Raw genomic sequence first — 24,968 nt, 5'->3', positions numbered from 1 at the left:
ATGAAGATAACATCCGATTTTTATGGCGGATCAATTGAGATCATCAATTCTCGTGTAGACGCTCCAATCAGACTTCGCTTGAGAAGAGATCCTCAAACGCGGTTCGCACAGGGCTTCTATTTCGGTCTGAGTGATTGCACTCTGCCTTGTATATTAACTATCGAGGATGTCGATCAATCTTCGTTTCCTAAGGGATGGAACAACTATCAAGCCTTTGCTTCACATGATCAAAAAGACTGGAGCCGCTGTGAAACCCAATATCAGGACGGCAACCTCCTTATTACCCATAAGCCATCTGATAAAACAACCTACTATGCTTACTTCCCGCCATATTTAGATACACATCATTCCGAGATTCTCGATTTCTGTCGTCACGATCCACGTACAAAAGTTGAAACGCTCTGCGCGAGCAGTGATACAGACACGGTTGAGCTTATTTCCGTGGGATGCGAAAGTGTAAATGCACCCCGCATCTGGATTCTGGCTCGGCAACATCCAGGCGAAACACAGCCAAGCTGGTGGATGGAGGGCTTTGTCCGTTTACTCCTTAATCCACAAAACCAAGCTTCTCTTAATCTGTTGGCTCAAGCGCGCTTTCATATCATTCCCAACATGAACCCCGATGGAAGCCGGATTGGAAACTACAGGACAAACATGAACGGTCAAAATCTTAACGCATCTTGGGATCGCGCAACCTTGAGCGAAACGCCAGCGGTTTACTGCGTCATCAAAGCTATGGAAACGTCCGGTGTCGATTTTTGCCTCGACATTCATGGCGATGAAGAAATTCCATATGTTTTTATCGCCAGTGTCGATCGCAAACTGCCACTGCCGGCAAAAATAATCGCGAAACTTGATCTGTTCGAACGACAATTGTGCCAAGCAGATCCTTATTACAAACGGCAGACTCCTGAGCGTGAACATATAAAGGCCATGCCCAGCGCATTCTGTTCCCCTTATTTGATGAAGAGATTCAACATTCCCGCAGTCACCTTGGAGCTCCCTTTTAGGCGCTATAACGCTGATGGATTTAGTGCTCAAGACTACGGCATCAACGAATGCATGCGGTCCGGGAGGATCGCTATATCGGTCCTAGAGAAATATCTCGATGAACAGAAAATGAAAGTGCCAGAAGCTCAGACAGATTGGATTTCTTGATAGCCAAATGCATTATCATTTGTAGTTCAAAAACGCTTTCTTCGGGATAAAAACTGGAAGAATTACGAACAATAAGAGGCATAGAAGAAAGAATTAAATTTTCAAAAAGCTTGGCCTATTAATATGATTTGCGCGCTCCTCCTAAGGTAGGTCGCTATTATCCGATTCTACATGTATAAATTCTAAATTTTATGAATTGATGATTCAAATGAAATAATATTGGATCTACAGTCTCAAAAAAAGGGAATTATAGCAACATTAACTACGATACTATTATTAAATAATAATTTTTTTATATTATAAGTTGCATGAGTTATTTATGCCTGATACCGTTTTGAAATGGCTATGTCATAGCCTGGGTTTTTCTTGAAAGGGGCATTATATGACTGACATTTTACAGCCGATCAGAGGTTCTCAAGGTGCAGATGTTGTTGGTCCGCGCAATCTGGAAGTGGAAGCACAAAATCCCGACATTTTCCTTCCACCAGAAACAGACCATGGTGGCATTCCAAATTTGAAATTTCCGTTCTCCATGGCGCACAACCGACTAGAAGATGGCGGTTGGGCACGTGAAGTAACGCAGCGCGAGATGGGCAGCTTAAAAGAGCTGGCTATTGTCAATATGCGCCTCCCGGCCGGTGTTGTGCGCGAAATGCACTGGCATAAGGAAGCCGAATGGGCATATGTTCTTCAAGGGAAAGTGCGTTTTTATCTGGTCGATGACAAGCGTCAAACACTGGTGGAAGATTTGGGCCCGGGTGATCTTTGGCTCGCACCAGCAGGCTTCCCTCATGCCATCCAGGGGCTTGAAGAAGGCACCGAGTTTGTTCTCGTTTTCAATGACGGTAATTTCTCGGAAAACCAGACATTGTTGGTGACTGAACTTTTTGCGCATACGCCGCGTGAAGTGCTTGCAAAGAATTTCGGGGTGCCGGAGAGTGCATTCGATGGTATACCCTCTGAAGAGAAGTATATTTTCCGCCAGCCGGTTCCTGCACCGATTGAGGATGTGCGGCGTGATCTGGGCGCGGTTAACTTTACTGATAAATATGTTTTCCGCGCATCAAAGATGCCAAAAAATCAGTTCCCGGGCGGCGCTACACAAGTCGTGGATAACAAGACGTTCGAAGTGACCAACCTGTCTGCTCTGTTTATTGATTTGGAGCCAGGTGGTATGCGCGAAATTCATTGGCATCCTGACGCCGATGAAATTCAATATTATATCAGCGGTAAAGCTCGTATGACGGTTTTCGATGCTGTCAATAATGCGCGGACGTTTGATTTTGTTGCGGGTGATGTCGGCTATGTACCAAAGACGCTCGCTCACTATATTGAAAACATCGGTGATGAACCCGTACGTGTTCTCAATGTCTTCCATACCGGGGAATACAAGGACGTGTCTTTGAACAACTGGCTGGCACTGACACCTCAGGAGCTGGTGAAGGGGCATCTTGACGTTGGCGACCCGCTGATGAGCTCTTTGCGGCAGAACTATCAGACGATCGTCAAAGGCTGAGACGCGCGTTTAAATTTAAGGAGCTCGTTCCATGCGAATGAGCTCCACTATCTTTGCATTTGTAATATTCAAACACTTTGATGGGCGTCATTTGCCACTGGACCATTTCGGATCGTCTATTGAATGATCAGACGCAGTGGCTTGTGTAAAGGGGTGCAATCATGGAAGAATTTATGTCGAAGATGCTGGTCTCTGACCTCATCCCGATTTTCGTTGTTATGATCCTGGGTTATGTGAGTGGCAAGAAAAACATCTTTGCCGAGGATCAGGCGCAAGTCTTTAATAAGCTGGTTTTAGACTTTGCTCTACCAGCAGCTCTGTTTGTTTCGATCGTGCGCGCTGACAGAGCGATGCTTGTCGAAAATGCAACTTTGACCATTATCTCATTTGTCGGCCTTGTTGCACTATTTATGCTTTCCTACTTCACCATGCAGTGGTTCTTCAAGCGCACAAAAGCGGAAGCCGCAATTTGCGCGTTGATTGCCGGATCGCCAACAATCGGATTTCTAGGATATGCAATTCTTGATCCGCTCTATGGAACAGGTGTTGAAACAGGCCTGGTGATTGCAATCGTTGCTATTGTCGTTAACGCTGTTACAATTCCAATTGGGCTCTATCTTCTCAACGCGGGTGGTGGTGGCGATAAGACCAGCAACGGTGCGCCAAAAGGCAACGCATTGATTTCTGCTTTTAAAGAGCCTGTTGTATGGGCGCCCGTTTTAGCCGTTGTGCTTGTTCTGATTGGTCTAAAAGTTCCAGACGAGTTTGATCCAACTTTTAAACTGCTGGCCCAGGCAAATTCCAGTGTTGCGGTGTTTGCAGCAGGCCTTACACTTGCAGCCTATAAGATCGAACTCGATTGGGAAGTTACCTATAATACTGCATTCAAGCTTATTTTAATGCCCGGCGTCTTTCTTATTGCTGGTTGGGCATGCGGTCTTAGCCCAATTGTTCTGCAGATGCTGGTTCTCAGTGTAGCACTTCCACCGGCATTTTCGGGCATCATCATTTCCAGTCGTTTTCAAGTCTACACCCGAACGGGCACCTCTTCGCTTGCTGTAAGTGTCATAGGTTTCGTGATTGCCGCACCAGTTTGGGTTTATCTTGCGAAGATATTGGGTAGTTAAATAGCTACGCACATACGCATTGGTTGCATCATAAAAATATGAGGAGCATCAACGCTCCTCATAACAAGCTTGAACTCTTTTGAACCGTTAGGGATAAGATCATGACCAATGAAACAAAAGGTGTAAAAGATTATCACGGACCGGCGGGCGGCTGGGGAGCGCTAAAAGCCGTTGCTGAAGCAATTCGAGATCAGATGGGTGCAAGCACCAACACACGCGCATTGTTACAGATGAACCAGCCGGAAGGGTTCGATTGCCCCGGCTGCGCCTGGCCCGATCCTAAACATACCTCGTCTTTTGATTTTTGTGAAAACGGGGCGAAAGCGGTTACATGGGAAGCAACTCCAAAACGGGTCGAGCCAGAATTTTTTGAGCAATACACCGTATCTGAATTGTGGGAATGGAGTGATCATCAGCTTGAAGCGCAAGGGCGGCTGACAACCCCGATGCGTTATGATGCTGGGACTGACCATTTTGTTCCTATCTCATGGGAAGAAGCTTTTCAAAAAGCCGGTACCGCACTGCGAGCACTCGGCGATGCAAATAAAGCAGAGTTTTACACATCAGGGCGTGCTTCCAATGAAGCAGCGTTTTTATTTCAGCTTTTTGCACGTGAATTTGGAACTAATAATTTTCCTGACTGCTCCAATATGTGCCATGAGGCCACCAGTGTTGGTCTACCAAAGTCGATTGGCGTTGGTAAAGGTACAGTCACACTCGACGATTTCGATCATACGGATGCCGTTTTCTGTATAGGCCATAATCCAGGCACCAATCACCCGAGAATGCTTGGGACGCTTCGTTCCGTGTCGCTACGTGGCAAGCCAATTGTCGTGCTCAATCCAATGCGAGAGCGCGGTCTTGAGCGATTTGAAAATCCACAATCCCCATCTGAAATGCTCACCGTCAGTTCGACACGTCTCGCTTCGTCTTACCATCAGGTCAAGGTGGGAGGAGATGTTGCTGCAATCAAGGGCGTGATGAAGGCGATTTTCGAGGAGGACCAAGCGCGAATACAGCGTTCTGAACCGGGATTGCTGGATCGCGACTTTATCAAAGAACACACCTCTGGTTTTGAAGCTTTGAAAGCCGATATTGAAGGCACAAGCTGGAAGAAAATCATCTCTCGGTCAGGTTTGAAACGCGAAGCTATAGAACAAATAGCAGAAACTTATTGGACTGCCAAAAGCGTGATTATTTGCTACGGTATGGGTATCACACAACACCGTCATGGTACAGAAGCGGTGCAACAGCTGACGAACTTGCTTTTACTGCGTGGCAACATGGGTCGTGAAGGCGCTGGAATTTGTCCGCTACGCGGCCATTCTAATGTTCAAGGGGATCGCACCGTCGGCATCACGGAAATTCCAACGGAAGCATTCCTGGCACGTTTAGACAAAGCATTTGGCATAAGCGCCCCACGCGCCCACGGGCACAATGCCGTCAAAGCTGTTGCTGCTATGCGAGATCACCAATCAAAGGCATTTATAGGACTTGGCGGCAATCTTGCGGTTGCAATGAGTGATCCACAAGCGAGCTTTCCCGCATTCAAACAATTGGAATTAAGTGTCCAAATCTGTACGAAACTTAACCGTACATGCTTGCTGACTGCTCGGGAAAGCATAGTCCTGCCCTGTCTGGGTCGAACGGAACGTGACATTCAGGATACTGGGCTCCAGTCCGTCACTGTTGAAGATTCAATGGCGATGGTGCATGCCTCGAGAGGAAAACTTAAGCCGGCTTCCGAACTATTGAAATCAGAACCGGCTATTATCGCAGGTCTTGCAAAAGCCACGCTTCCAGAAAGCAAAGTCAACTGGGATTATCTGATCGCAGACTATGACCGCATTCGTGACAAGATTGAAGAAGTTTTCCCTGACTTTCAGGACTTCAATAAGCGAATTCGTATTCCGGGCGGGTTCCGATTACCCGTTGGTGCCTCTGAACGCAAATGGGGGACGGCAGACGGAAAAGCCCATTTTCTTATCGAAGCAACCACCGACGAAGATGACGGACGTGATGACACTGAACTTACCCTCATGACTATACGAAGCCATGATCAGTACAACACTACCGTTTATGGGATGAATGATCGCTATCGTGGGATTACCGGTCGTCGAGATGTCATCTTTATGAATGAAGAGGACATGCACAAACTTGGGTTTGCAAACGGCGATGTTGTCGATGTCGTGGCGGGTGAACGCATTTTGCCAAAACAGACATTGGTCGCTCACGCGATATCGCGTGGGTCAATCGCTGCATACTATCCAGAAGCAAACTGTCTTATCGGCTTGGATGATGTCGATCAACAGAGCTGGATACCCGCTTATAAATCTATTCCAGTTAAGATTCAGGCCGCAGTCCAAGGATAGTTTCGATGCCACTTTTCGAATTAATTAAAAGTACAACGTCTTTGAAATTATCCGACATCGATTGCGTGTCTTTGCGTAGTGCGGTCAAGTTTATAATGTTATATAAAATGCTTATGCGAAGCTGAATAAGTGTTATTTTTTATAAATAATGTGCTGCATTCAGCTTCAAGCAGAGAGGAAAAATTATCGGATTAAGAGAAACCTTGGTCCGATTATATTTAAGTAAAAAAGTCTAAGGCTCTTAATATATCGGTTTTGGCCGAAATCCGCTTTGAACACGGCATTACTATTTTTGAAGTGCTCTAACTGTGCACAACTAGCAAAGGCGAGGATCACGTGAGCGAAACTCAACCCTTGGGGGATGACGTCGACAAGGTAAGCACCACCAAACAGCCCAAAAGTAGCGCGCTTAAATCTGCTCTTTTGATACTGGGTCCTATCGTAGCTATCATTGTTGCCCTTGTAATCTATTTCACCGGCGGACGCACGGTTTCGGAAAACGACAGCTATGTCGGAGCGCCGAATGTCACGATCGTCCCGCAGGTTTCTGGGCGTGTGACGAAAGTGGAGGTAGGTGAGAACGAACCTGTGCTTGCCAACTCAACTCTTTTTCAAATCGATCCCGATCTTTATCGATTTGCCTTAGATCAAGCCAAAGCACAGGTGCAGGCGGCAAAAGAAAAATTGGCCGGTCTCTCGTTGACTTACCAACAAAACCTAGCAGCCGTTAAGCAGGCCGAAGCGGATGTGGTCTATGCACAAGGCGAATACGATCGATCCCAGCAACTTCTTAAAGATGGTGTCGGAACGACGCAGGCAAGTGATGCTGCACGCCGTCAGTTGCAAGTCGCACAGGACCAACGGATAGCTGCCCAAGATGCAGCAAGTTCAACTCTGGCCCTTCTTGGCGGTTCTGCAGAAATTCCGATCGAACAGCAATCTGACTATTTGCAAGCTATGGCAATTCAGGAAAAAGCTGAATGGGATTTACGGCAGACAACGGTCGTTGCGCCATTTTCAGGCATTGCCACGCAGGTCGATAATATCCAGGTGGGCACTTTCCTTCAGCCAGGTCAGGCTGCTTTCACTCTCGTTTCCACCGACTCTTGGATTGACGCCAACATCAAAGAAACAGACCTCGCCCATGTTAAGATAGGCGATGCTGTTGATATCGTCGTCGATAATTATCCCGATCTTCAATTAAAAGGACGTGTCGCCAGCATCTCACCAGCTTCAGGTTCGGTCTTTTCATTGCTGCCGCCCCAAAATGCCAGCGGAAACTGGGTCAAAGTTGTTCAACGCATTCCAGTGCGCATTACCATTCATAATCGTCCGGAAGACATTATTCTGCGTGTCGGCTCGAGCGCAAACGTTACGATCCAAACGAATTACCGGCGTACGTTGCAAACATTGGTTGACGACCTTGCCAGTATTGTGAACTTATAATGACAGTGCCCGCAGAGGATAAGCAAGAGGTTACGGGCGCACGCCGTATAGCCATTACGATTTGCGTGATGGTGGCGACCCTTATGCAGGCGCTAGACTCGACTATCGCCAACGTTGCGCTGCCTTATATGCAGGGCGCACTTTCAGCGACGAGCACGCAGGTGAATTGGGTGCTGACGTCTTACATCGTCGCAGCCGCTATAACTACGCCAGCGACGGGCTGGTTAGAGCAAAAGTTTGGCCGCCGCCGGCTGTTTATTATCAGCATCGTTGGCTTTGTTGGCGCGTCGATGCTATGTGGTACGGCGACCAGTCTGACAGAAATAGTCATGTTCCGGCTTGTACAGGGGGTCTTTGGTGCGCCACTCGTTCCCCTTGCGCAGGCCACACTTCTTGACACCTATCCTCGCCGTGTCCAAGGCCAGGCCATGGCGATGTTTGGCCTTGGTGTTATGCTTGGACCTATACTCGGTCCCACACTCGGCGGCTGGCTCACACAATATTATGATTGGCGTTGGGTGTTCTACGTCAACGTACCGATAGGAGCATTGGCTCTTTTTCTCGCTGTCGGATACTTCCCGAAGCGCCCCCCAAACCCAAATGTACGACTAGACGCTTTTGGCTTTGCAACGCTGAGCCTTGCCATCGCCTCACTGCAACTCTTTCTGGATCGCGGTCAGGAGCTTAACTGGTTCCAGTCTGTGGAAATTACGTTTGAGTTTGGATTATTCATTCTTGGCTTGTACCTCTTCGTCGTGCACACCGCGACAACAGGCTCTGAAAGCTTCGTTGATCGACGATTATTTGCGGACAAAAACTTTGTTGTTTCACAATTTCTCATATTCATCGTTGGTGCCGTTTTGCTGGCCACCCTTGCGATGTTGAGCCCATATCTTCAGGAGCTTCTCGACTACCCTGTCTTAACCGCGGGTATTGTGCTTGCTCCGCGCGGCATTGGTACCATGATTGCAATGATCCTCGTCGGGCAGCTAATTGGTCGGATCGACATTCGACTATTGTTGATAGCTGGCTTTCTTATGACAGCTTATTCGCTCTGGGAAATGAGCGGATTCAATCAAAATGTCTCTGAATCAACACTTATACGAACGGGTATCATCCAAGGGTTTGGTATCGGATTCGTCTTTGTTCCAATGTCTACTGTTGCCTTCGCAACATTACCCGATGCATTGCGCACCCAAGGCACTGCATTCTTTAATCTGGTGCGCAATATTGGCTCCAGCGTGGGAATATCAGTGATGAGTTTCCTACTTGTCCGCAATGAGCAGATTATACATTCAACATTGGTACAGCATGTGTCACCTTACTCACGTGCAGTGCAACAACTCGGTGACGCTGTTGATCTTTCTACACTCCAAGGGCGAGCCGCGATAAATCAGCTCGTAAGTGTGCAGGCCGAGGTCATCGCATATGCGGATTGCTTCCTCTTAATGATGTATGCAAGCTTGGCAGCAATCCCATTGATTCTATTGCTTGAAAGTAATAAAAAAATTAATAGGCAATAGTAATTGTATTTTCCAACTGAGTAATTGGGTTATGTCGCAAATTTTCATTAGCTTAAAAAGCGACCTTATCTCTTGACATGATTATGAAGCGATCTTCGCGAACACTGTGAATGGCAAGCGATTGTCATTTGCGAATTGGTTCTTACGGATCATGTGTGCTGCTTCGATCCCGGCAATGGTAGCAGAAGCTGAATGAAAGGTTTTGAAGCCTAGCATATGTTTGTTGATCCGCTTGATGAAGCGATGAGCCTATTCAAGGATATTGTGTATAACCAGCGCACCAGACAAATTAGCCCCGCTTTTATCAATGACAATCTTGTTTGGAATACCATTGCTTGCGATGGCTTTTCCGAAGAAACGTTGTGCAGCGCCGAGATTTCGGCGCTCGGAGAGCATAAAGTCAAGGATTTGGCCGTCACGATCAACCGCCCGATACAGATACATCCATGTCCCTTTGACCTTAATGGCTCCGTCGGCTCGAAGCTGCGATTTTGGCCAACTGAAAAAACAAACACGGAAACTGTCACAATAAGGCAGTTTCCTTGCAAATCAGTCTCATGTAGGCAAAACTGACTTTATTGTGACAGGTGGTAACGTCTCATTCGACTGACACTTTGAGGTACACCCTAAAGTTGGACTTGCCCTTATTTAGTGGAGGGGTTCTGTCACTAATTTACGGTTTATCATCTCGAACTGCATCGGTGATTTGTATCCGAGTGCAGAATGTCTGCGCACAGGATTATAGAAGCCGTCAATGTATTCGCCAATGGCTTTGATTGCATCCTTACGTGTGTAGAACACAGTGCGCCAGATCAGTTCCGACTTGATCGTTTTGAAGACGGTTTCCACCATTGCATTGTCATAGCAATTTCCTTTGCCGCTCATGGATGGAAGCATTTTGTGAGCTGTGAGGATTTTGCGATACTCATAACTGGCATACTGGCTTCCTCTGTCCGAGTGCTGGATCAGCCCCGGCTTTGGTTGACGGATTGCAATGGCTTTCTTCAAAGCACTGATCGCCAGATCCTTCTTCATCCTATCGCGTGCTTCCCAGCCGATGATGCGACGCGAATAAAGATCGACAACGATTGCCAGATATAGCCAGCCTTCTGCCGTCCATATGTAACTGATATCGACACCCCATTTTTGATTAGGCCCATCACAAGTGAAGTCCTGATCCAGAAGATTGGGAGCGACGGGCTCACCATGATTGCTGTCGGTCGTGCGTTTGAAGCGAGTTTTCTGCCGGGCTTTAAGGCCGTTTTCACGCATCAGTCGCGCCGTGCGGTGACGTCCTGCTCGAATACCTTCTTCGTTCAGTTCGACATGCATTCGAGGGCTGCCATAAGTTTCACGTGACAGCTCAAACTGATTACGAATATGCGCCAGGATGATCATATCGTCGAGCTGACGACGACTGGGCAAACGATGCTTCCATGCATAATAACCGCTGATACTGACGCCTGCGAAAGCGCACAGCCGTGACAGAGACATATGAGCCTTCTCCGTGTCGATGAACGCAAACTTCATCGACTTGTCTCCCGAGCGAAGAAGGCCGTCGCTTTTTTTAGTAGGTCACGTTCCTGTCGCAGGAGTTCATTTTCCTTACGAAGCCGGGCAAGTTCCTCGCTCATGTCCTCATGCGGACCAGAAAGCAGATCCTTCTCAGCAAAATTGCGACGCCAGCGGTCAAGTGTTGATTTGCCAATGCCAAGGTCGTCCGCAACCGATGAAATGCTTCGACCACTCGTCGTTAAAATACGAACGGCTTCCCGTTTGAAATCTTCTGTAAATTCGCGCTGCTTCAATTCTAAGTCTCCTGTCAGTTTTATCTAACAGAAGCCCTCCACTTTTGAAGGGGAAGTCCAATGTCGAACGCTACGACACCTTGAGAAAGACGGAGGCTCGTCATGCGTCATAATCCAGCAAGTGGTGCCATCGTTATCATACTACGGCAATTGAAGATGCATGGCATGGCACAAGCAGTTCGTGAACTCACCGAACAAGGGTCACCAGCTTTCGAGGCAGCTATTCCAGTTCTGTCACAGCTGCTTAAGGCGGAAACGGCGGAGCGTGAAGTCAGATCAGTTACCTATCAGCTCAAAACTGCACGCTTTCCAGCCTACCGTGACCTGAACGGCTTTGACTTCGCAAGCAGTGAGATAAACGAGGCATTGGTCCAGCAGCTGCATCGCTGTGATTTTCTCAATGATGCAAACAACATCGTTCTGGTTGGTGGACCCGGCACGGGTAAAACTCATATCGCCACCGCTATTGGTGTACAAGCGATCGAACACCACCACAAACCTGTTCGGTTCTTCTCAACGGTTGAGCTTGTGAATGCACTTGAGCAGGAAAAAGCCCAGGGGAAATCGGGACAGATCGCCAACCGGCTCATTTATTCCGATCTCGTCATTCTTGATGAGCTCGGATATCTACTATTCAGTGCATCAGGTGGCGCGCTTTTATTCCACCTGCTCAGCAAACTTTACGAGCGCACGAGTGTCATAATCACCACCAATCTCAGCTTCAGTGAATGGGCAAGCGTGTTTGGCGACGCCAAAATGACGACTGCATTGCTCGACAGGCTCACCCATCACTGCCACATCCTAGAAACCGGAAATGACAGCTTCAGGTTCAAAAACAGTTCCGCTCAGGAACCAAAACGAGCAAAGGAATACATGAAACTTGACCGTGAATAAAAACCCGAACATTAATTAAAAGGCGGGTCAATTCTCGGTGGAAAAAACCGGGGGTGCGGATAAAAACTTGGACTGGTTTTACGTCACAATGCCAAGACAGTTTCGATATTCGATTGGGCTTCGTGCGCCAAGCGATATCTTGATCCGTTTCTCGTTGTACCACCGAATGTAGCCATCAACTTCATTGATAAAATGCTCGAGTGTGGTGTTCCTCCAATCGCTGGGATAAAAGAACTCCGTTTTTAGCCTGCCAAAGAAACCTTCGCATGCGGCGTTATCTGGGGAGCACGCCTTGCGGGACATTGAGCGCACCAGCTTCGCATCACTAATCCTCGATAGCCAACCCGGCCAGCGATAGTGTGCACCCCGATCAGAATGCACTATTGGCCGCTTATCTGCGCCGGTCACAGTTTCTATGGCGGCATCAAGCATCATATTGACCAATTCCGCATCTGGTCTCGTTCCGATAGACCAGCTGATAACCAAACCATCGAAACAGTCGATGATGGGTGAGAGATACACTTTGCCAGCCGGGATATGGAACTCCGTGATATCGGTCAGCCATTTCTCATTTGGGGCTGAGGCCTGGAAGTCGCGATTAATAAGGTTCTCGGGTGCCGGACTGATTTCTCCAAGATAAGAGCGGTATCGACGCCGCTTTGGCGTGGCAACGATCAGGTTCTCCTGCTTCATCAAGCGCTGCACAACCTTCTCCGAGATTGTAACGCATTGTTTGGCCAATGACGCCTGCAGCCTGCGGTAGCCATAGCATCGACGGTTGGCTTCGAAGATTTCGGTGATGTTCTGACGTATAGTGAGGTACTTGTCGGTCACCCTCATACGGGCTCGATGATAAAAATATGAACTGCGCGCCAGTCGCAACTGAGCAAGCAGATGGGAGAGTTGATAAAGATCTTTTAGGGCGTCAACCAACAGCGTTTTCTCCCGATTACTCAGGAGTTGCAGATCGACGCCCAGATCTTTTTTTAGAATTTCATTCGCTTTCTTCAAAAGGTCGTGCTCAAGCTGCAGTTTCTGAATATCGTGCTGCAGTGTTGCGAGCTGACGTTCTAATTCTTCTCGCTCTGGCACTGGCGGCGAGTTGTTCTTACGTTTCATGATTGCAGGAGCCTCCGGACCAAGTAACTGGTTTTTCCAGTTATACAGTGTCGGTCTGCATACGCCGAGCTTTTCAGCAAGGGACTGCGCACTTTCTTGCCGATTATAAAGTCCGACGACGCCAGTCTTCTTCAACGTCGCCGGATATCGTGGAGGAGCAGCCCTACCAACTGTAGATTTTTGAGCTTCAGGGAACGCCTCCCGAACCCATGCTGTCAACGTTGCACGACCGGGATAGCCCAAAGCACGCATCGTTGCAGAAACACAACGACCATGCGTGCGGTAGTGCTCAACAGCCGCTTCCTTCTGCGCCTGTGTAAACTTTGGGGCTCGAGGTGCAAATCCTAAACGCAGTTCAAGATGGTGCTCATATTCCCGGCACCAGCCCTTCAAAGCATTCTTGCTTGGATAGCCCAACTGGCGAATAGTGGCCTTCGCACGCTTGCCCAGCTTGATATAAAGCGTAACGGCTCGCATCCGGTCTTCGTAGGAATACATGAACTACCTCCATGATAGTCCAAGTTTTTGTCCGCACCCCCACCGGGGCAATTCTCAGCGACAATCAACAGCTGTTTTCGGATTGATCCCTTAGATCCGGCTCAGTTGCGCGGCCGAAGCCTAAGATCGATGTATTGCAGCTCGGACTGCGTGCGTGGTCGTGCCGCTTCCGTGGCGAATTTGGCCCATAGTGCTTCCTTCCATTCGTTGGAAAATATCACACCATCAAACTCTGGGATCAAACAGCTAGAAGCGATTTATACTGCCCGCTGCGGCCAATACAAGTGGCGCAAAATAGCCTACAAAATCGTCTCTATTCCACTCACTCAAAGAACCACCTATGTGTATCGCTGCCACTGGGCGCCCTTCGGGACCGCGTATCGCTGCACCAATAGCGATTTCGCCTTGAAGAACTTCCTCTGAAGCAAGCGCATAGCCGTTTTCCCGCGCTTCATGAATTTTGTCCCAGATTTCTTGGGGCTCAGTAATGGTACGCGGTGTAAATTTGCGGCGTTTGGAGCGCTGGATAATCTCGTCTACCTCATCATCCGGAAGTTGCGCCATAACTGCGCGCCCGCCCGAAGTGCAATAAAGAGGCACACTATTGCCGATAAGCGTTGCAAAAAAAGCCTCTCGCTTGCTTTGCAGACGAAGCGCGTAAACCAACCGAAGATCGTCCCTGACACTGAGATCGACGCGCTCGCTGGCATCACGTCGCAGTTCAAGCAGCGCTGGAAGTGCACGGACAATAACTGAATTCAGTCGCAAATAATCAAGCGTGTGATCGAGAATACGAATGCCGGGAACATAACCCCGATCATTGGGATCGCGTTCAATATATCCCTGTTGGCGGAGTGTGTGAACAATGCGTTGCACGGTACTTTTACCCATGCCGCAGATTTTGGCAATCTCGTTAAGAGTCAGAGGCTTACTGGTGCCATGAAAGGCTGACAAAACCTGCATCGCGCGTGCAATTGCGGAGACAAAAAGCGGGTCACTTTCATCCGCGTCAGACACCGGACGAACACCATATTCCACTCTCTCAACGTCGCGCATAGTCCCTCCTTTAAATCCCCTTGACACATTAGCAAAATGCCAGCTATCGTCAATAACAATACTACCGTATCGCTAATCGATACTTATGTCAATCACGGGAATGATTGGCTGGTGATCTGGAGGAGGAAAGAATGCGCGGAACAAGTCCTAACTTCGAAGCGAGTGAAAAGGTTGGATGTCAAAGCCACCGGTCAGCATCATTGCTGCAAGAAAAAACAACGGAACATCATCTGCAAATGGGAAAAGCAATGCTTTATGAAAAGAATTCTCAGCCGTCGCTGAAAGCTAAAGGCTATGCAAATCGCGGCATGAGCCGCTTGCGGTCAACCTTTGCAGGCATGGCAGCCATTTTGCTCGCCGGCTCTGCATTTTGCCTGCCAGCTCAGGCGCAAACCATCACGGCCGTCATGGAAGGACTGCGCGTCCTTGATCCGGTAATTACCACCGCACACATTACGCGCAACCACGCCTATATGATCTATGACGTTCTGGTTGCCGTTGATGACAAATTTCAGCCACAGCCACAGATGGCAAGCTGGACAGTCTCCGATGACAACAAAACTTATACATTTACGCTGCGTGACGGCCTGAAATTTCACGACGGCGCGCCAGTTACAGCTGCAGATGCAGTTGCTTCGCTCAAGCGTTGGGGACAGCGCGATTCCGGTGGCCAGACAATTTTCAAGCTCACAGACAGCCTTGAAGCAAAAGATGACAAAACGATTGTGTGGACGCTGAGCAAGCCATTCCCTCCGCTTCTCGATACAATTGCAAAACAGTCCGCCCTGCCTCCTTTCATTATGCCTGCGCGTATCGCTGCAACACCTGCTGATACCGCAATCACCGAATATATCGGTTCCGGTCCATTCAAATTTGTTACCGAAAAATTCCAGCCAGGCGTTAGTGCCACCTATGTGAAATTTGAAGACTACGTGCCGCGTGACGAGCCACCAAGCTGGATGGCAGGCGGCAAAAAGGTCAATGTTGACGAGGTCAACTGGCTTACAATGGCGGACTCGCAGACCGCCGTTAATGCGATCATGTCCGGTGAAGTCGATTTCATCGATCAGGTGCCTGTCGACCTGCTGCCAATCCTTGAGACCAGTGACGATGTTGCTGTCGAGCTTCGTGATGATCTCGGCTATCAGGCCATTGCGCGAATGAACTTCAAGCATCCGCCGTTTGATAATAAGAAAGTTCGTCAAGCAGCGATGAAAGCGCTTAGCCAGAAGGATTTCCTCGCAAACATCGTCGGCAACCCGGACTACTACAAGGTTTGTGGGGCGATCTTTGGCTGCGGAACACCTTTGGGTGATGAAACCGGCGGCGAATCGCTGATCAATGGCGGCGATATCGAAGGTGCTAAGAAGCTCCTCGCAGAGTCGGGCTATGATGGCACGCCTGTTGTTATTCTTCAGGCAACAGATGTGCGTGTAACGTCATCTCAGCCAATCGTTGCAGCGCAGGCTCTGCGTGCGGCAGGTTTTAATGTGGATTTGCTGCCAATGGATTGGCAGTCAATTGTCACGCGCCGCGCCAATCAGGGCAAGCCAAGCGAAGGCGGCTGGAACATGTTCTTTACGAACTGGATCGTGCCAGAAGTCGACAATCCATTGATCAGCCCTATGCTCAATGGTCGTGGTGATCAGGCTTGGTTTGGCTGGCCGAAGGATGATGAAATCGAAGGTTTGCGCGAAGAATTCATTGATGCAACGACACCCGAGCAACGCAAAGAAATCGCCAAGAAAATCCAGATCCATGCGATGGATAATGTGAGCTATGTGCCGCTTGGTCAGTTCTTCTCGCCGCATGCCCGCCGCAAGGTGCTGGAAGATATGGTCATGTCTCCAGTGCAGGTATTCTGGAACGTTAAAAAAGTCGAATAGCTTTCGCCTTGCTTTAGATCCAATTTGACGGCGCAACGTTCAGCGCCGTCAAACCCAAACTATATTGCTCTCATAAACCTGAATGCGTTTGATCTGGAAGTTCATACTTCTCCGGCTCGCATTCTTTCGCCTGAAATTTCGACAAGGACAACCCGATGTTTGGTTTTATCCTGGGTCGCATTCTTGCCGTCATCCCTGTGATGGCAATCGTTGCGATCTTTGTTTTCCTCCTTCTGCGTCTGACACCCGGTGATCCCGCCGCGATCATTGCCGGTGATTCAGCAACGACCGAGCAGCTTGATCGCATCAGGGAGTCGCTGGGGTTGAACCTGCCGCTTCATGTTCAGTTTTTCACTTGGGTCGGCCATCTGTTTCAGGGTGATCTGGGCACGTCGCTTATTTCCGGCACATCGGTCACAACAATGATCGGTCAACGCATGTGGCCGACTTTGAACATCGCTTTAATGACGATCTTCTTGTCCGTTGCCATTGCCGTTCCGCTTGGAATTCTGGCTGCATGGCGGCATCGCACATGGATCGATTACGGCGTCATGACGCTGTCAGTGTTGGGCTTTTCGATACCAGTTTTCGTCATCGGCTATCTATTCATTCAGTTTTTCGCCATTGACCTGCGCTGGTTCCCGGTGCAGGGCTATACCGCTCCGACAGAAAACTTTGGCAAGTTCCTTTCTCGTGCAGCGCTCCCCTGTTTCACGCTGGCTGTGATTTATGTGGCGCTTATTGCACGCATGACCCGCGCATCCATGCTTGAAGTGCTGGGAGAGGATTATATCCGCACCGCACGCGCCAAGGGTGTGCGCGAAAAAATCGTTCTATTTCATCATGCATTGCGCAATGCCGCCGTTCCTATCCTCACCATTATAGGCACAGGCTTTGCATTGCTGATTGGCGGCGTCGTTGTAACGGAAAGCGTCTTTAATATACCCGGCATTGGTCGTTTGACCGTGGATGCCGTTCTCGCACGCGACTATCCGGTTATTCAGGGAATGATCCTGCTTACCAGTGCGCTCTACGTGTTCGTCAATCTCCTGATAGACCTTTCCTACACGCTCTTTGATCCAAGGATACGCTACTAATGACAGCCACTCTACAACCAGCAGCACGCCTGCAATGGCTGCTGAGCGCTCTGTCTTTCTCAAAGGCAACCGGGCTTGGCATTGGCCCGATCATTGCTGCCGCAGTGCTCATCGTTCTCGTCGTAATGACTGTAATCTCGCCGTGGATCGTCCCGCATAATCCCATGACAATGGATGCGTTGCAGCGTCTGAAGCCACCTTCAGAAACCTATGCGCTGGGTACGGACGGCTATGGTCGTGATCTCTTGTCACGCGTGCTGATGGGTGGGCGTGTATCGCTGCTTATCGGAATTGGTGCAGCAATTTTCAGCATCTTTCTAGGGCTAATCATCGGGCTGATTGCGGGCTTTTCCCGCGTTGCGGACGCCATCATTATGCGTGTCATGGATAGCTTGATGGCGATACCGTCCATCTTGCTGGCAATCGCGCTGATCGCGCTTAATGGGCCGAGTATCGGCTCCGTTCTGGCGGCGATCACCATTCCAGAAATTCCGCGCGTTGTCCGTCTGGTACGCTCAATCGTCCTTTCGGCTCGCGAAGAACCCTATATTGAAGCTGCCCTTTCGCTTGGGTCTTCGATGCCAAAAATCATCTGGCAGCATTTGATGCCAAACACACTCGCACCGCTGACTGTTCAGGCCACCTATGTCTGTGCATCGGCTATTCTGACGGAAGCTATTCTGTCGTTCCTGGGTGCGGGCATTTCGACCGAAACTCCGACCTGGGGCAACATCATGGCTGAAGGCAGACTGTATTTTCAGCTTAAGCCATCGCTGATCTTCTGGCCGGGATTGCTGCTCTCGCTGTGCATTCTTTCCATCAACCTTCTGGGCGATACATCGCGTGATCTGCTCGATCCACGCCTCAAGAAACGCGAGGGCTGATCATGATTTTCAAGAACCATAATTTTGATGATGCACCCACGGTGCTGGAAATATCTGACATGACAGTCAGGCTTGCTGGCAACAGCAATGCAAAACCAGTTCTGAATGGTATTTCGCTGAAAATCAGAAAAGGCGAGACAGTCTGTCTCGTCGGAGAAAGCGGGTCGGGCAAGTCCGTCACATCGCTTTCGATCATGGGGCTTTTGCCAAAAGGTGCGCTTGAACCCGCTGGGGGCCAGATCAATCTGGAAGGTAAAAACCTTCTCGATCTCGGACCACAGGCAATGCGGGCCATTCGCGCTCGGAAAATCTCGATGATCTTTCAGGAGCCGATGACCGCACTCAATCCGGTTTTGCGAGTAGGTGAACAGATTGAAGAAGTGCTACGCACGCATTTAAACCTGTCATCCAGCGAACGAAAAGCACGCGTTCTCAATGTCATGGAGCAGGTGCATCTGCCCGATATTGATCGCGTTTATCGCTCCTATCCGCACCAGCTTTCTGGTGGCCAACGCCAGCGCATCATGATCGCTATGGCGCTTGTGCTTGAACCACAATTGCTGATTGCTGATGAGCCGACAACCGCGCTGGATGTTACAACGCAAAAGCAAATCCTCAGTCTGATCGCGGAATTACAGGAAAAGCATGGCACAGCCGTTCTGTTTATTACGCATGATATGGGCGTGGTGGCGGAAATTGCAGACACTGTTCATGTCATGAAAAGTGGCAATGTGGTTGAACATGCGCCGGTAGAAAAACTTCTGCGCTCCCCACAGGAGGATTACTCGAAAAAACTGCTGCAATCTGTACCAAGCCTGACACCACGCGCACCACGCGCGACTGCTTCTGATGACCTTGCCCTTCAGGTCGATGATCTCCAAAAGGCTTATGGTACGCACAAGGTTTTCGTTAAAGGCGAGCATACATTCGCTGCAAGCGATGTAAGCTTTACAATCAAGCGCGGTCGAACACTTGGCATCGTGGGCGAAAGCGGTTCGGGCAAATCGACCGTTGCCCGATGTGTAATGCGCCTTATCGATCCGACGGCGGGCGACATTAAGGTTTCCGATTATAACATAGCCAAGCTATCGCAGCGACAGTTGAAACCCTATCGCAAGCATATCCAGATTATTTTTCAGGACCCGTTTCGCTCACTGAATCCGCGTTGGACGATTGGTCGAAGCCTTGTTGAAGGCCCGGTCAATATGGGCGTTGATAAAAGCACGGCAGCAAAACGCGCTGCGGAACTGCTGCAACTTGTTGGGTTGCCAGAAGATGCTATTGATCGTTACCCGCACCAGTTCTCCGGTGGTCAACGCCAGCGCATTGCCATCGCACGAGCCGTTGCCATGGAGCCGGATGTTCTCGTGGCCGACGAGGCAGTTTCTGCACTTGACGTTTCTGTTCAAGCACAGGTGCTTCAGCTGCTCGATGAATTGCAGGAAAAGCTCGGCATCTCCATCCTTTTCATCACGCACGACCTGCGTGTCGCCGCGCAAATTTGTGACGATGTTCTGGTTATGCAGCATGGTCGCATCGTTGAGTATGACACCGCGATCAATGTGCTTTCAGAACCCAAACACGCCTATACGCGCAGCCTGATTGATGCCGCACCCGGCAGGCAGTGGGATTTTGCCCACTTCCGTGAGCTTGACGCGACGACAATCGAGACGCCGCTCAACTGAATTTCACTTTTCCTTAGACTGGATCAAACATAATCATGACAAAACTTAACGCACTCAGCGCTCAGGAAATGATCGACGGCTACGAAGCCGGAACCTTCTCGCCTGTTGATGTTACCAAAGCGGTTATTGAACATATTGAGCAACACGACCCACAATTGAATGCGATGTGGTTCGTTGATGCAGAAGGCGCTCTTGATGCAGCGCGCGCATCCGAAGCACGCTGGAAAGCAGGAGAACCAATTCGGGTGAAGGGCGTATCGCTGGATGGCGTTCCCGTAACAATCAAAGAAAACATTGCGACAAAGGGCGTGCCGATGCCGCTGGGCACAGCTTCCGGCGACATGACACCGAAGACAGCAGATTCACCACCTGCCGCTCGTTTGCGTGAGGCTGGCTCCGTTTTTCTTGGAAGAACAACAATGCCAGATTTCGGGATGGCATCATCCGGCACATCAAGCTTTCATAAACTCGCCCGCAATCCTTGGAACCTTGAAAAGAACCCCGGCGGATCGAGTGCAGGTGCAGCCGCAGCAGGTGCTGCGGGCTATGGCCCTATTCATCTCGGAACGGATATAGGTGGCTCCGTTCGGCTACCAGCTGCATGGTGCGGTCTGGTTGGTCACAAGCCCAGCTTGGGACGTGTGCCTATTGATCCACCATTCATGGGCCGCGCAGCAGGTCCGATGACACGAAGAGTCCATGATGCTGCAATGGCAATGGCTATTCTGTCTCAGCCGGACAGTCGCGATCATATGAGCCTCCCAGAAGCCGACATTGATTGGTTGAATCTGGAGCGAAGCGTTCGCGGCCTAAAAATTGGCCTCCTTCTCGATCCGGGCTGCGGAATGGCTGTCGATCCGCAAGTCACTGCTGCCGTCACAGCGGCCGCCAAACTTTTCGAAAATGCTGGCGCGCATGTTGAACTTTTAAAGCCTTGGATGACGCCTGAGATGCTTCGTGGTCTGGATCATTTCTGGCGCACACGATCCGGCTTGGATGTGCAGGCTCTTCCAGAGCATACGCATGAGAAAATCCTGCCAATCATGCGTGAATGGGCGGAATCTGGCCTCGGGAAAACTGGGGAAGAAGTTTTCCGTAACTACCTGATGACGCTGGAGATCAGGTCGAAGACAGTTGCAGCGACAGCACATTACGATTTTGTTCTGACTCCAATTTCACCCAATGTCAGCTTCCCAGCAGAATGGACCTACCCAAACAACAATACTGTTGAGGGTGCACAATCGCACATCAACTTCACGCTGTTATTTAGTATGAGCGAACAACCTGCAATTTCTGTCAATTGTGGTTATGATAGTGCGGGCGTGCCAATCGGACTGCAGATTGCTGGCCGTCGGTTTGATGATCTTGGCGTTCTCCAGATGGCTAGTTGGTTCGAGCGCGCACGCGCACCTCAACGGAGGTGGCCATTTTGAAGAACGTTAATCTGATGGAACTAAATAAGGTGTTGTCACGTTAACTGGACTGCAGTTGCCTGCCTGACGGTTTGGGCGTAAATTTTGACGATGCAGCCATCAGATATCATCTTCAAGCGTCACCGTTTTCCGCCACAGATTATTGCTCATGCGGTGTGGCTTTATCTGCGGTTCAACCTTAGTCTGCGTGAAGTTGAGGAAATGCTGCTTGAGCGTGGAATCGACGTTTCATGCGAAACAGTTCGTCGTTGGATCGCCAAGTTCGGACCTCAGATCGCACGCAACTTGCGGCGTCGTCAGGCGCGCCCTGGCGATATTTGGTATTTGGACGAAATGGTCGTCCAATGCTCTGGAAAGAAATTCTGGCTCTGGCGTGCGGTGGATCAAAACGGCATCGTTCTCGAACAAATCTTGCAGAAGCGGCGAGATAAAGGGGCAGCAAAGCGAATGCTCGTGGCGTTAATGAAGCGCTATGGCTTCGCTCCCAAACGGATCATCACTGATAAGCTCCGCTCGTACAGTGCAGCAAAAGCAGTAGTGGCACCCGGCCTTGAGCATTGGTCGCACAAGGGCCTCAATAATCGAGCCGAGAATAGCCATCTGCCGTTTAGGAAACGGGAGCGAACCATGCAAGGCCACCGATCACCGGGAGCGTTGCAACGGTTCGTTTCCATGCACTCAGCTACCCGCAATTGTTTCTCTGTTCCATCTCGTCGCCGAGCCGCACACACAATTCGTTACCATCGCCTCGAAGCTTTCGATGCATGGAAAATTGCGGCCTGTGTCGCCTGAATATCTACGAACCCCTGGCCTTTCCGGCAAGAGAAACTTAACGTGACAACACCGGTTGCGGGGAAAGTAGTGGAGATTGTAAGTCGGATCGTGTTTGTCAACCAAAGAAAGCAAGGGTCTAGTAGCATAAGGGGCACCGTTATCATTCGAACAGCACGCGCGGACTTCGGGAGAAACCTTGTTTGTAGTTTTGCTCGTCATAGACCCTACACCTCACGAGTTGGTGTCTCCGGAAAACTCGGGGCGGTTCACTACTCATTTGACGTTCGCGGTCAAGGAAATATCCAAAACCTTTAGCAACAGCGGGGCTTTTGGAGGCTACAGATAAACGGGTAACTCATGAAGAAGCAGCCGTCAATTCATTGCGATAATATGGCTAATGTCAGGTTAATGTAATATTATCCGGCATTCTTTGTTTTTCTGCTGATGGATTAGAGGTGCTCGCCCTCGTCACAATATCAGCACCGACGAGAATTTTAACCGGTGGTTGAGAATCGGAAGTGTTGAGCAAATCATCAAGGATCGTCACCGCAAGATTGCCAATCTTTCGCTTGGAAACCTCAACAGTTGTAAGCCCTGGCTCCATTGTTGCGCTCTGCGGCAAATTATCAAAGCCAATAACGGAGACATCGTCGGGAATACGAATACCTTTGGCTTTCAGCGCACGAATAAAGCCGTATGCAATGATGTCATTCGTGCAGAAATAAGCTTCTGCGAGATCAAGCCCCGAATGTAGCATTGCGCAGGTATCACGGTGAGCGCCTTCATATGTGGACTCAACGGATAAGATATCGCGCTCCTGAACTGCTAATTCCAAACGCTGCATGTTTTTGAAAAATGCATCGCGCCGAAGCCGGAAATTAGTCGTTTCGGTATGACTGGCGACAAATCCAATGCGTGAATGGCCAAGTTGTTTAAATCGAGACAGAACTTTGAAGACAGCATCTTCATTGTTCATATCAACGAAATTCGCTTCAATGATCTCGTAAAATGTATCGATAAACACTGTGGGCAGGCCGAGACCCTGAATCATGTGAATGTCTGCTGCCGATAACTCCGTCCCCAAAGCAATCACGCCACGGATCGAAGCGCCTGCAAGCGACTCAGCAACCGCACTGATCGGCTGGCCCTCAAAACTCACAACCTCAAGCGTATAGTTACGGCGAGTGGCTTCCGAAGACATGCCGTCAATATAGTCTGAAACAAAGACACTATGATCGCGATTAACGGTTTCACCGTGTTTAGCTATCTTCAGAAAGCGGATAGTTTCACCCGCGCTCGTTCCCGTTTTGGCAGTGCGTTGCACATAATTCAGTCTGGAAACCGACTCAAGGACACGCGCTCGCGTCTCACCTGAAATCTCGCCTTTGCCATTGAGCACAAGCGAAACAGTAGCAGGTGAAACACCCGCATTTTCAGCAATATCCCTGATAGTATGAGACTTTTTCTTCTTCATGCTCTCCGCGCATCATACGAAAAAAGATGTGTCGTTTAGTAAACATAAACGCCGTTATTTAAAACGATTAGGCGAATTTATAGAGCTAAGCAACCAAAATCCTATGAAAACGGGCTTGACATGACGATGCCTTCTGTTGAATCATTTAGTGAATAACAGTTTTGTTTACTAAACATGGTAGGAGGAGACCATGCAGAAGACAAGCAATCAGCTTGCTATGCTAGTTGTCATCAATCTCGGATTGCTCGCGCTTGGCGCGTATATTTCGGGTGGATCTTTCCTATCTCTTTTCAATCTGCAGTCGATGGCCGGTCAGGTTCCCGAAATCGGACTTCTGGCAATCGGCGTCATGCTGGCAATGTGTGCTGGCAATGGCGGGATTGACCTGTCGGGTATCGCGCTGGCTAACCTTTCCGGCGTTCTTTCAGCCGTGATCGTTTCGATGTTCATTTCCAGCGCTGAAAACCAGCTTGGTTTCAGCCTTGCGTTCATCGGGCTCGCACTAGTAATCGGCCTTGCTGGCGGTATCATCAATGGCGTGCTCATTGCGCGATTCAATATTACGCCAATCCTCTGCACGCTCGGCACGCAGATGGCGTTTACGGGGCTTGCGGTTGTCGTGTCTGGTGGTCGCGCCGTCATGGTTGGCAGCCCGGATCTGCTGTCGCGCATCGGCAATGACATGTTCTTGGCCGTTCCGATCAGCTTTCTGATCTTCATCGCAGTTGCGTTGCTGATTGCTGCTGTGGTGCGGTTCACGCCTTATGGCTATTGGCTGATGCTGATGGGAACCAACCCGAAAGCCGCTATTTTTGCCGGCTTCCCGCGAAACGACGTCTTGATTGCCACTTATGCAACCAGCGGATTTCTAGCAGCTATTGCAGGCATCATCATTGCGGCGCGCAACGTCAACGTGAAGTTTGATTACGGCAGTTCTTACCTTCTGGTTGCCATTCTGATTGCCGTCATGGCCGGTGTTAAGCCGGAAGGTGGCTATGGCCGCGTCATCTGTGTCGTGATGAGCGCAATTGCATTGCAGCTCATGTCGAGTCTGCTCAACTTCGGCGGCCTCTCAAACTTCGTCCGTGACTTCGCATGGGGCTTGCTTCTGCTCGCCTTCCTCGCAGTCGGCAAATACGACATTGCGAGCTTCTTTACCCTCGGCAATCGCCACAAGGGAAATATCGGTGCTCAACCCTCAGGCACCCGACCATAGAC

General features: G+C 49.6%; 18 protein-coding genes and 1 pseudogene. 14 read left to right on the top strand and 5 right to left on the bottom strand.

All coding sequences use genetic code 11. The features are described 5' to 3' along the window. The 6 genes from U2P60_RS20780 to U2P60_RS20755 all read left to right on the top strand — a co-directional run bounded on the left by U2P60_RS20780 (position 1) and on the right by U2P60_RS20755 (position 9,142). Positions 1-1,158, top strand: coding sequence for a M14-type cytosolic carboxypeptidase (locus tag U2P60_RS20780; protein ID WP_413574282.1), 1,158 nt, complete (start codon positions 1-3; stop codon positions 1,156-1,158). Positions 1,159-1,540: 382 nt separating this feature from the next. Then, on the top strand, positions 1,541-2,674 hold the full coding sequence (locus U2P60_RS20775; protein ID WP_413574281.1) for a cupin domain-containing protein: 1,134 nt from the start codon (positions 1,541-1,543) through the stop codon (positions 2,672-2,674). 161 nt (positions 2,675-2,835) lie between these two features. After that, positions 2,836-3,801 carry a transporter YfdV gene (gene yfdV, locus U2P60_RS20770; protein WP_413574280.1) on the top strand — a complete coding sequence of 322 codons (966 nt, stop codon included), beginning with the start codon at positions 2,836-2,838 and terminating at the stop codon, positions 3,799-3,801. Positions 3,802-3,902: 101 nt separating this feature from the next. After that, entirely contained in the window at positions 3,903-6,173 is a 2,271-nt protein-coding gene (locus U2P60_RS20765) for an FdhF/YdeP family oxidoreductase (protein ID WP_413574279.1), read from the top strand. 336 nt (positions 6,174-6,509) lie between these two features. Further along, positions 6,510-7,619: an HlyD family secretion protein gene (locus tag U2P60_RS20760; RefSeq protein ID WP_413574278.1), complete on the top strand. Its 1,110-nt coding sequence runs from the start codon at positions 6,510-6,512 to the stop codon at positions 7,617-7,619. Next, complete coding sequence (locus U2P60_RS20755; protein WP_413574277.1) at positions 7,619-9,142, top strand: DHA2 family efflux MFS transporter permease subunit; 1,524 nt, start codon at positions 7,619-7,621, stop codon at positions 9,140-9,142. Before U2P60_RS20760 ends, U2P60_RS20755 begins: the two co-directional genes overlap by 1 nt. Before the next feature lie 81 nt (positions 9,143-9,223). Here U2P60_RS20755 and U2P60_RS20750 read toward each other — a convergent pair. After that, positions 9,224-9,607, bottom strand: a pseudogene (locus U2P60_RS20750) (IS6 family transposase); the annotation flags it as partial. Between the two features lie 183 nt (positions 9,608-9,790). Then, positions 9,791-10,950 (bottom strand): IS3 family transposase gene (locus U2P60_RS20745; RefSeq protein WP_413570911.1). Its coding sequence is split into 2 segments (ribosomal slippage): positions 9,791-10,689 and positions 10,689-10,950, totalling 1,161 coding nucleotides; the frame shifts between segments, so codons are not numbered across the junction. 102 nt (positions 10,951-11,052) lie between these two features. Between U2P60_RS20745 and istB the strand changes: the two genes are divergently transcribed. After that, positions 11,053-11,844 (top strand): IS21-like element helper ATPase IstB, encoded by a 792-nt coding sequence (gene istB / locus U2P60_RS20740; RefSeq protein ID WP_413574276.1) that lies wholly within the window; start codon positions 11,053-11,055, stop codon positions 11,842-11,844. Between the two features lie 78 nt (positions 11,845-11,922). On the opposite strand, the gene U2P60_RS20735 is transcribed toward istB, so the two are convergent. Both U2P60_RS20735 and U2P60_RS20730 read right to left on the bottom strand, forming a co-directional pair. Beyond that, complete coding sequence (locus U2P60_RS20735) at positions 11,923-13,461, bottom strand: IS3 family transposase (RefSeq protein ID WP_413570913.1); 1,539 nt, start codon at positions 13,459-13,461, stop codon at positions 11,923-11,925. Positions 13,462-13,707: 246 nt separating this feature from the next. Then, positions 13,708-14,517, bottom strand: coding sequence for an IclR family transcriptional regulator (locus U2P60_RS20730; protein ID WP_413574275.1), 810 nt, complete (start codon positions 14,515-14,517; stop codon positions 13,708-13,710). A 248-nt stretch (positions 14,518-14,765) separates the two neighbouring features. Here U2P60_RS20730 and U2P60_RS20725 point away from each other — a divergent pair, with 248 nt between their 5' ends. The 6 genes from U2P60_RS20725 to U2P60_RS20700 all read left to right on the top strand — a co-directional run bounded on the left by U2P60_RS20725 (position 14,766) and on the right by U2P60_RS20700 (position 22,294). Next, positions 14,766-16,403 (top strand): ABC transporter substrate-binding protein, encoded by a 1,638-nt coding sequence (locus U2P60_RS20725; protein ID WP_413574274.1) that lies wholly within the window; start codon positions 14,766-14,768, stop codon positions 16,401-16,403. A gap of 155 nt (positions 16,404-16,558) precedes the next feature. After that, entirely contained in the window at positions 16,559-17,500 is a 942-nt protein-coding gene (locus U2P60_RS20720; protein WP_413574273.1) for an ABC transporter permease, read from the top strand. Further along, a complete protein-coding gene (locus tag U2P60_RS20715) occupies positions 17,500-18,384 on the top strand; it encodes an ABC transporter permease (RefSeq protein ID WP_413574272.1) in 885 nt (294 codons plus the stop codon). Before U2P60_RS20720 ends, U2P60_RS20715 begins: the two co-directional genes overlap by 1 nt. A 2-nt stretch (positions 18,385-18,386) precedes the next feature. Continuing rightward, the gene (locus tag U2P60_RS20710) at positions 18,387-20,069 is read left to right on the top strand and encodes an ABC transporter ATP-binding protein (protein WP_413574271.1); all 1,683 of its coding nucleotides are present in this window, start codon (positions 18,387-18,389) and stop codon (positions 20,067-20,069) included. A 35-nt stretch (positions 20,070-20,104) separates the two neighbouring features. Then, positions 20,105-21,502 (top strand): amidase, encoded by a 1,398-nt coding sequence (locus tag U2P60_RS20705; protein WP_413574270.1) that lies wholly within the window; start codon positions 20,105-20,107, stop codon positions 21,500-21,502. 90 nt (positions 21,503-21,592) lie between these two features. Next, entirely contained in the window at positions 21,593-22,294 is a 702-nt protein-coding gene (locus U2P60_RS20700; protein WP_413574269.1) for an IS6 family transposase, read from the top strand. A gap of 382 nt (positions 22,295-22,676) precedes the next feature. On the opposite strand, the gene U2P60_RS20695 is transcribed toward U2P60_RS20700, so the two are convergent. After that, the gene (locus tag U2P60_RS20695; protein WP_413574268.1) at positions 22,677-23,750 is read right to left on the bottom strand and encodes a LacI family DNA-binding transcriptional regulator; all 1,074 of its coding nucleotides are present in this window, start codon (positions 23,748-23,750) and stop codon (positions 22,677-22,679) included. 190 nt (positions 23,751-23,940) lie between these two features. On the opposite strand from U2P60_RS20695, the gene U2P60_RS20690 reads away from it, so the two are divergent. Further along, entirely contained in the window at positions 23,941-24,966 is a 1,026-nt protein-coding gene (locus U2P60_RS20690; protein ID WP_413574267.1) for an ABC transporter permease, read from the top strand. Positions 24,967-24,968: the final 2 nt, after the last annotated feature.

Source organism: Brucella sp. H1_1004 (genome assembly GCF_047308065.1).
In the GTDB taxonomy this organism is placed as follows: Bacteria; Pseudomonadota; Alphaproteobacteria; order Rhizobiales; family Rhizobiaceae; genus Brucella; species Brucella pseudogrignonensis_B.
The sequence above is the reverse complement of the archived record's forward strand: the minus strand, read 5'-3'. Positions and strand labels throughout refer to the sequence as shown.

Coding starts and splice junctions, on each gene's coding strand:
- U2P60_RS20780 (WP_413574282.1), top strand. CDS start 1: ATGAAGATAACATCCGATTTTTATGGCGGATCAATTGAGATCATCAAT.
- U2P60_RS20775 (WP_413574281.1), top strand. CDS start 1,541: ATGACTGACATTTTACAGCCGATCAGAGGTTCTCAAGGTGCAGATGTT.
- yfdV (WP_413574280.1), top strand. CDS start 2,836: ATGGAAGAATTTATGTCGAAGATGCTGGTCTCTGACCTCATCCCGATT.
- U2P60_RS20765 (WP_413574279.1), top strand. CDS start 3,903: ATGACCAATGAAACAAAAGGTGTAAAAGATTATCACGGACCGGCGGGC.
- U2P60_RS20755 (WP_413574277.1), top strand. CDS start 7,619: ATGACAGTGCCCGCAGAGGATAAGCAAGAGGTTACGGGCGCACGCCGT.
- istB (WP_413574276.1), top strand. CDS start 11,053: ATGCGTCATAATCCAGCAAGTGGTGCCATCGTTATCATACTACGGCAA.
- U2P60_RS20735 (WP_413570913.1), bottom strand. CDS start 13,461: ATGTATTCCTACGAAGACCGGATGCGAGCCGTTACGCTTTATATCAAG.
- U2P60_RS20730 (WP_413574275.1), bottom strand. CDS start 14,517: ATGCGCGACGTTGAGAGAGTGGAATATGGTGTTCGTCCGGTGTCTGAC.
- U2P60_RS20725 (WP_413574274.1), top strand. CDS start 14,766: ATGCTTTATGAAAAGAATTCTCAGCCGTCGCTGAAAGCTAAAGGCTAT.
- U2P60_RS20720 (WP_413574273.1), top strand. CDS start 16,559: ATGTTTGGTTTTATCCTGGGTCGCATTCTTGCCGTCATCCCTGTGATG.
- U2P60_RS20715 (WP_413574272.1), top strand. CDS start 17,500: ATGACAGCCACTCTACAACCAGCAGCACGCCTGCAATGGCTGCTGAGC.
- U2P60_RS20710 (WP_413574271.1), top strand. CDS start 18,387: ATGATTTTCAAGAACCATAATTTTGATGATGCACCCACGGTGCTGGAA.
- U2P60_RS20705 (WP_413574270.1), top strand. CDS start 20,105: ATGACAAAACTTAACGCACTCAGCGCTCAGGAAATGATCGACGGCTAC.
- U2P60_RS20700 (WP_413574269.1), top strand. CDS start 21,593: ATGCAGCCATCAGATATCATCTTCAAGCGTCACCGTTTTCCGCCACAG.
- U2P60_RS20695 (WP_413574268.1), bottom strand. CDS start 23,750: ATGAAGAAGAAAAAGTCTCATACTATCAGGGATATTGCTGAAAATGCG.
- U2P60_RS20690 (WP_413574267.1), top strand. CDS start 23,941: ATGCAGAAGACAAGCAATCAGCTTGCTATGCTAGTTGTCATCAATCTC.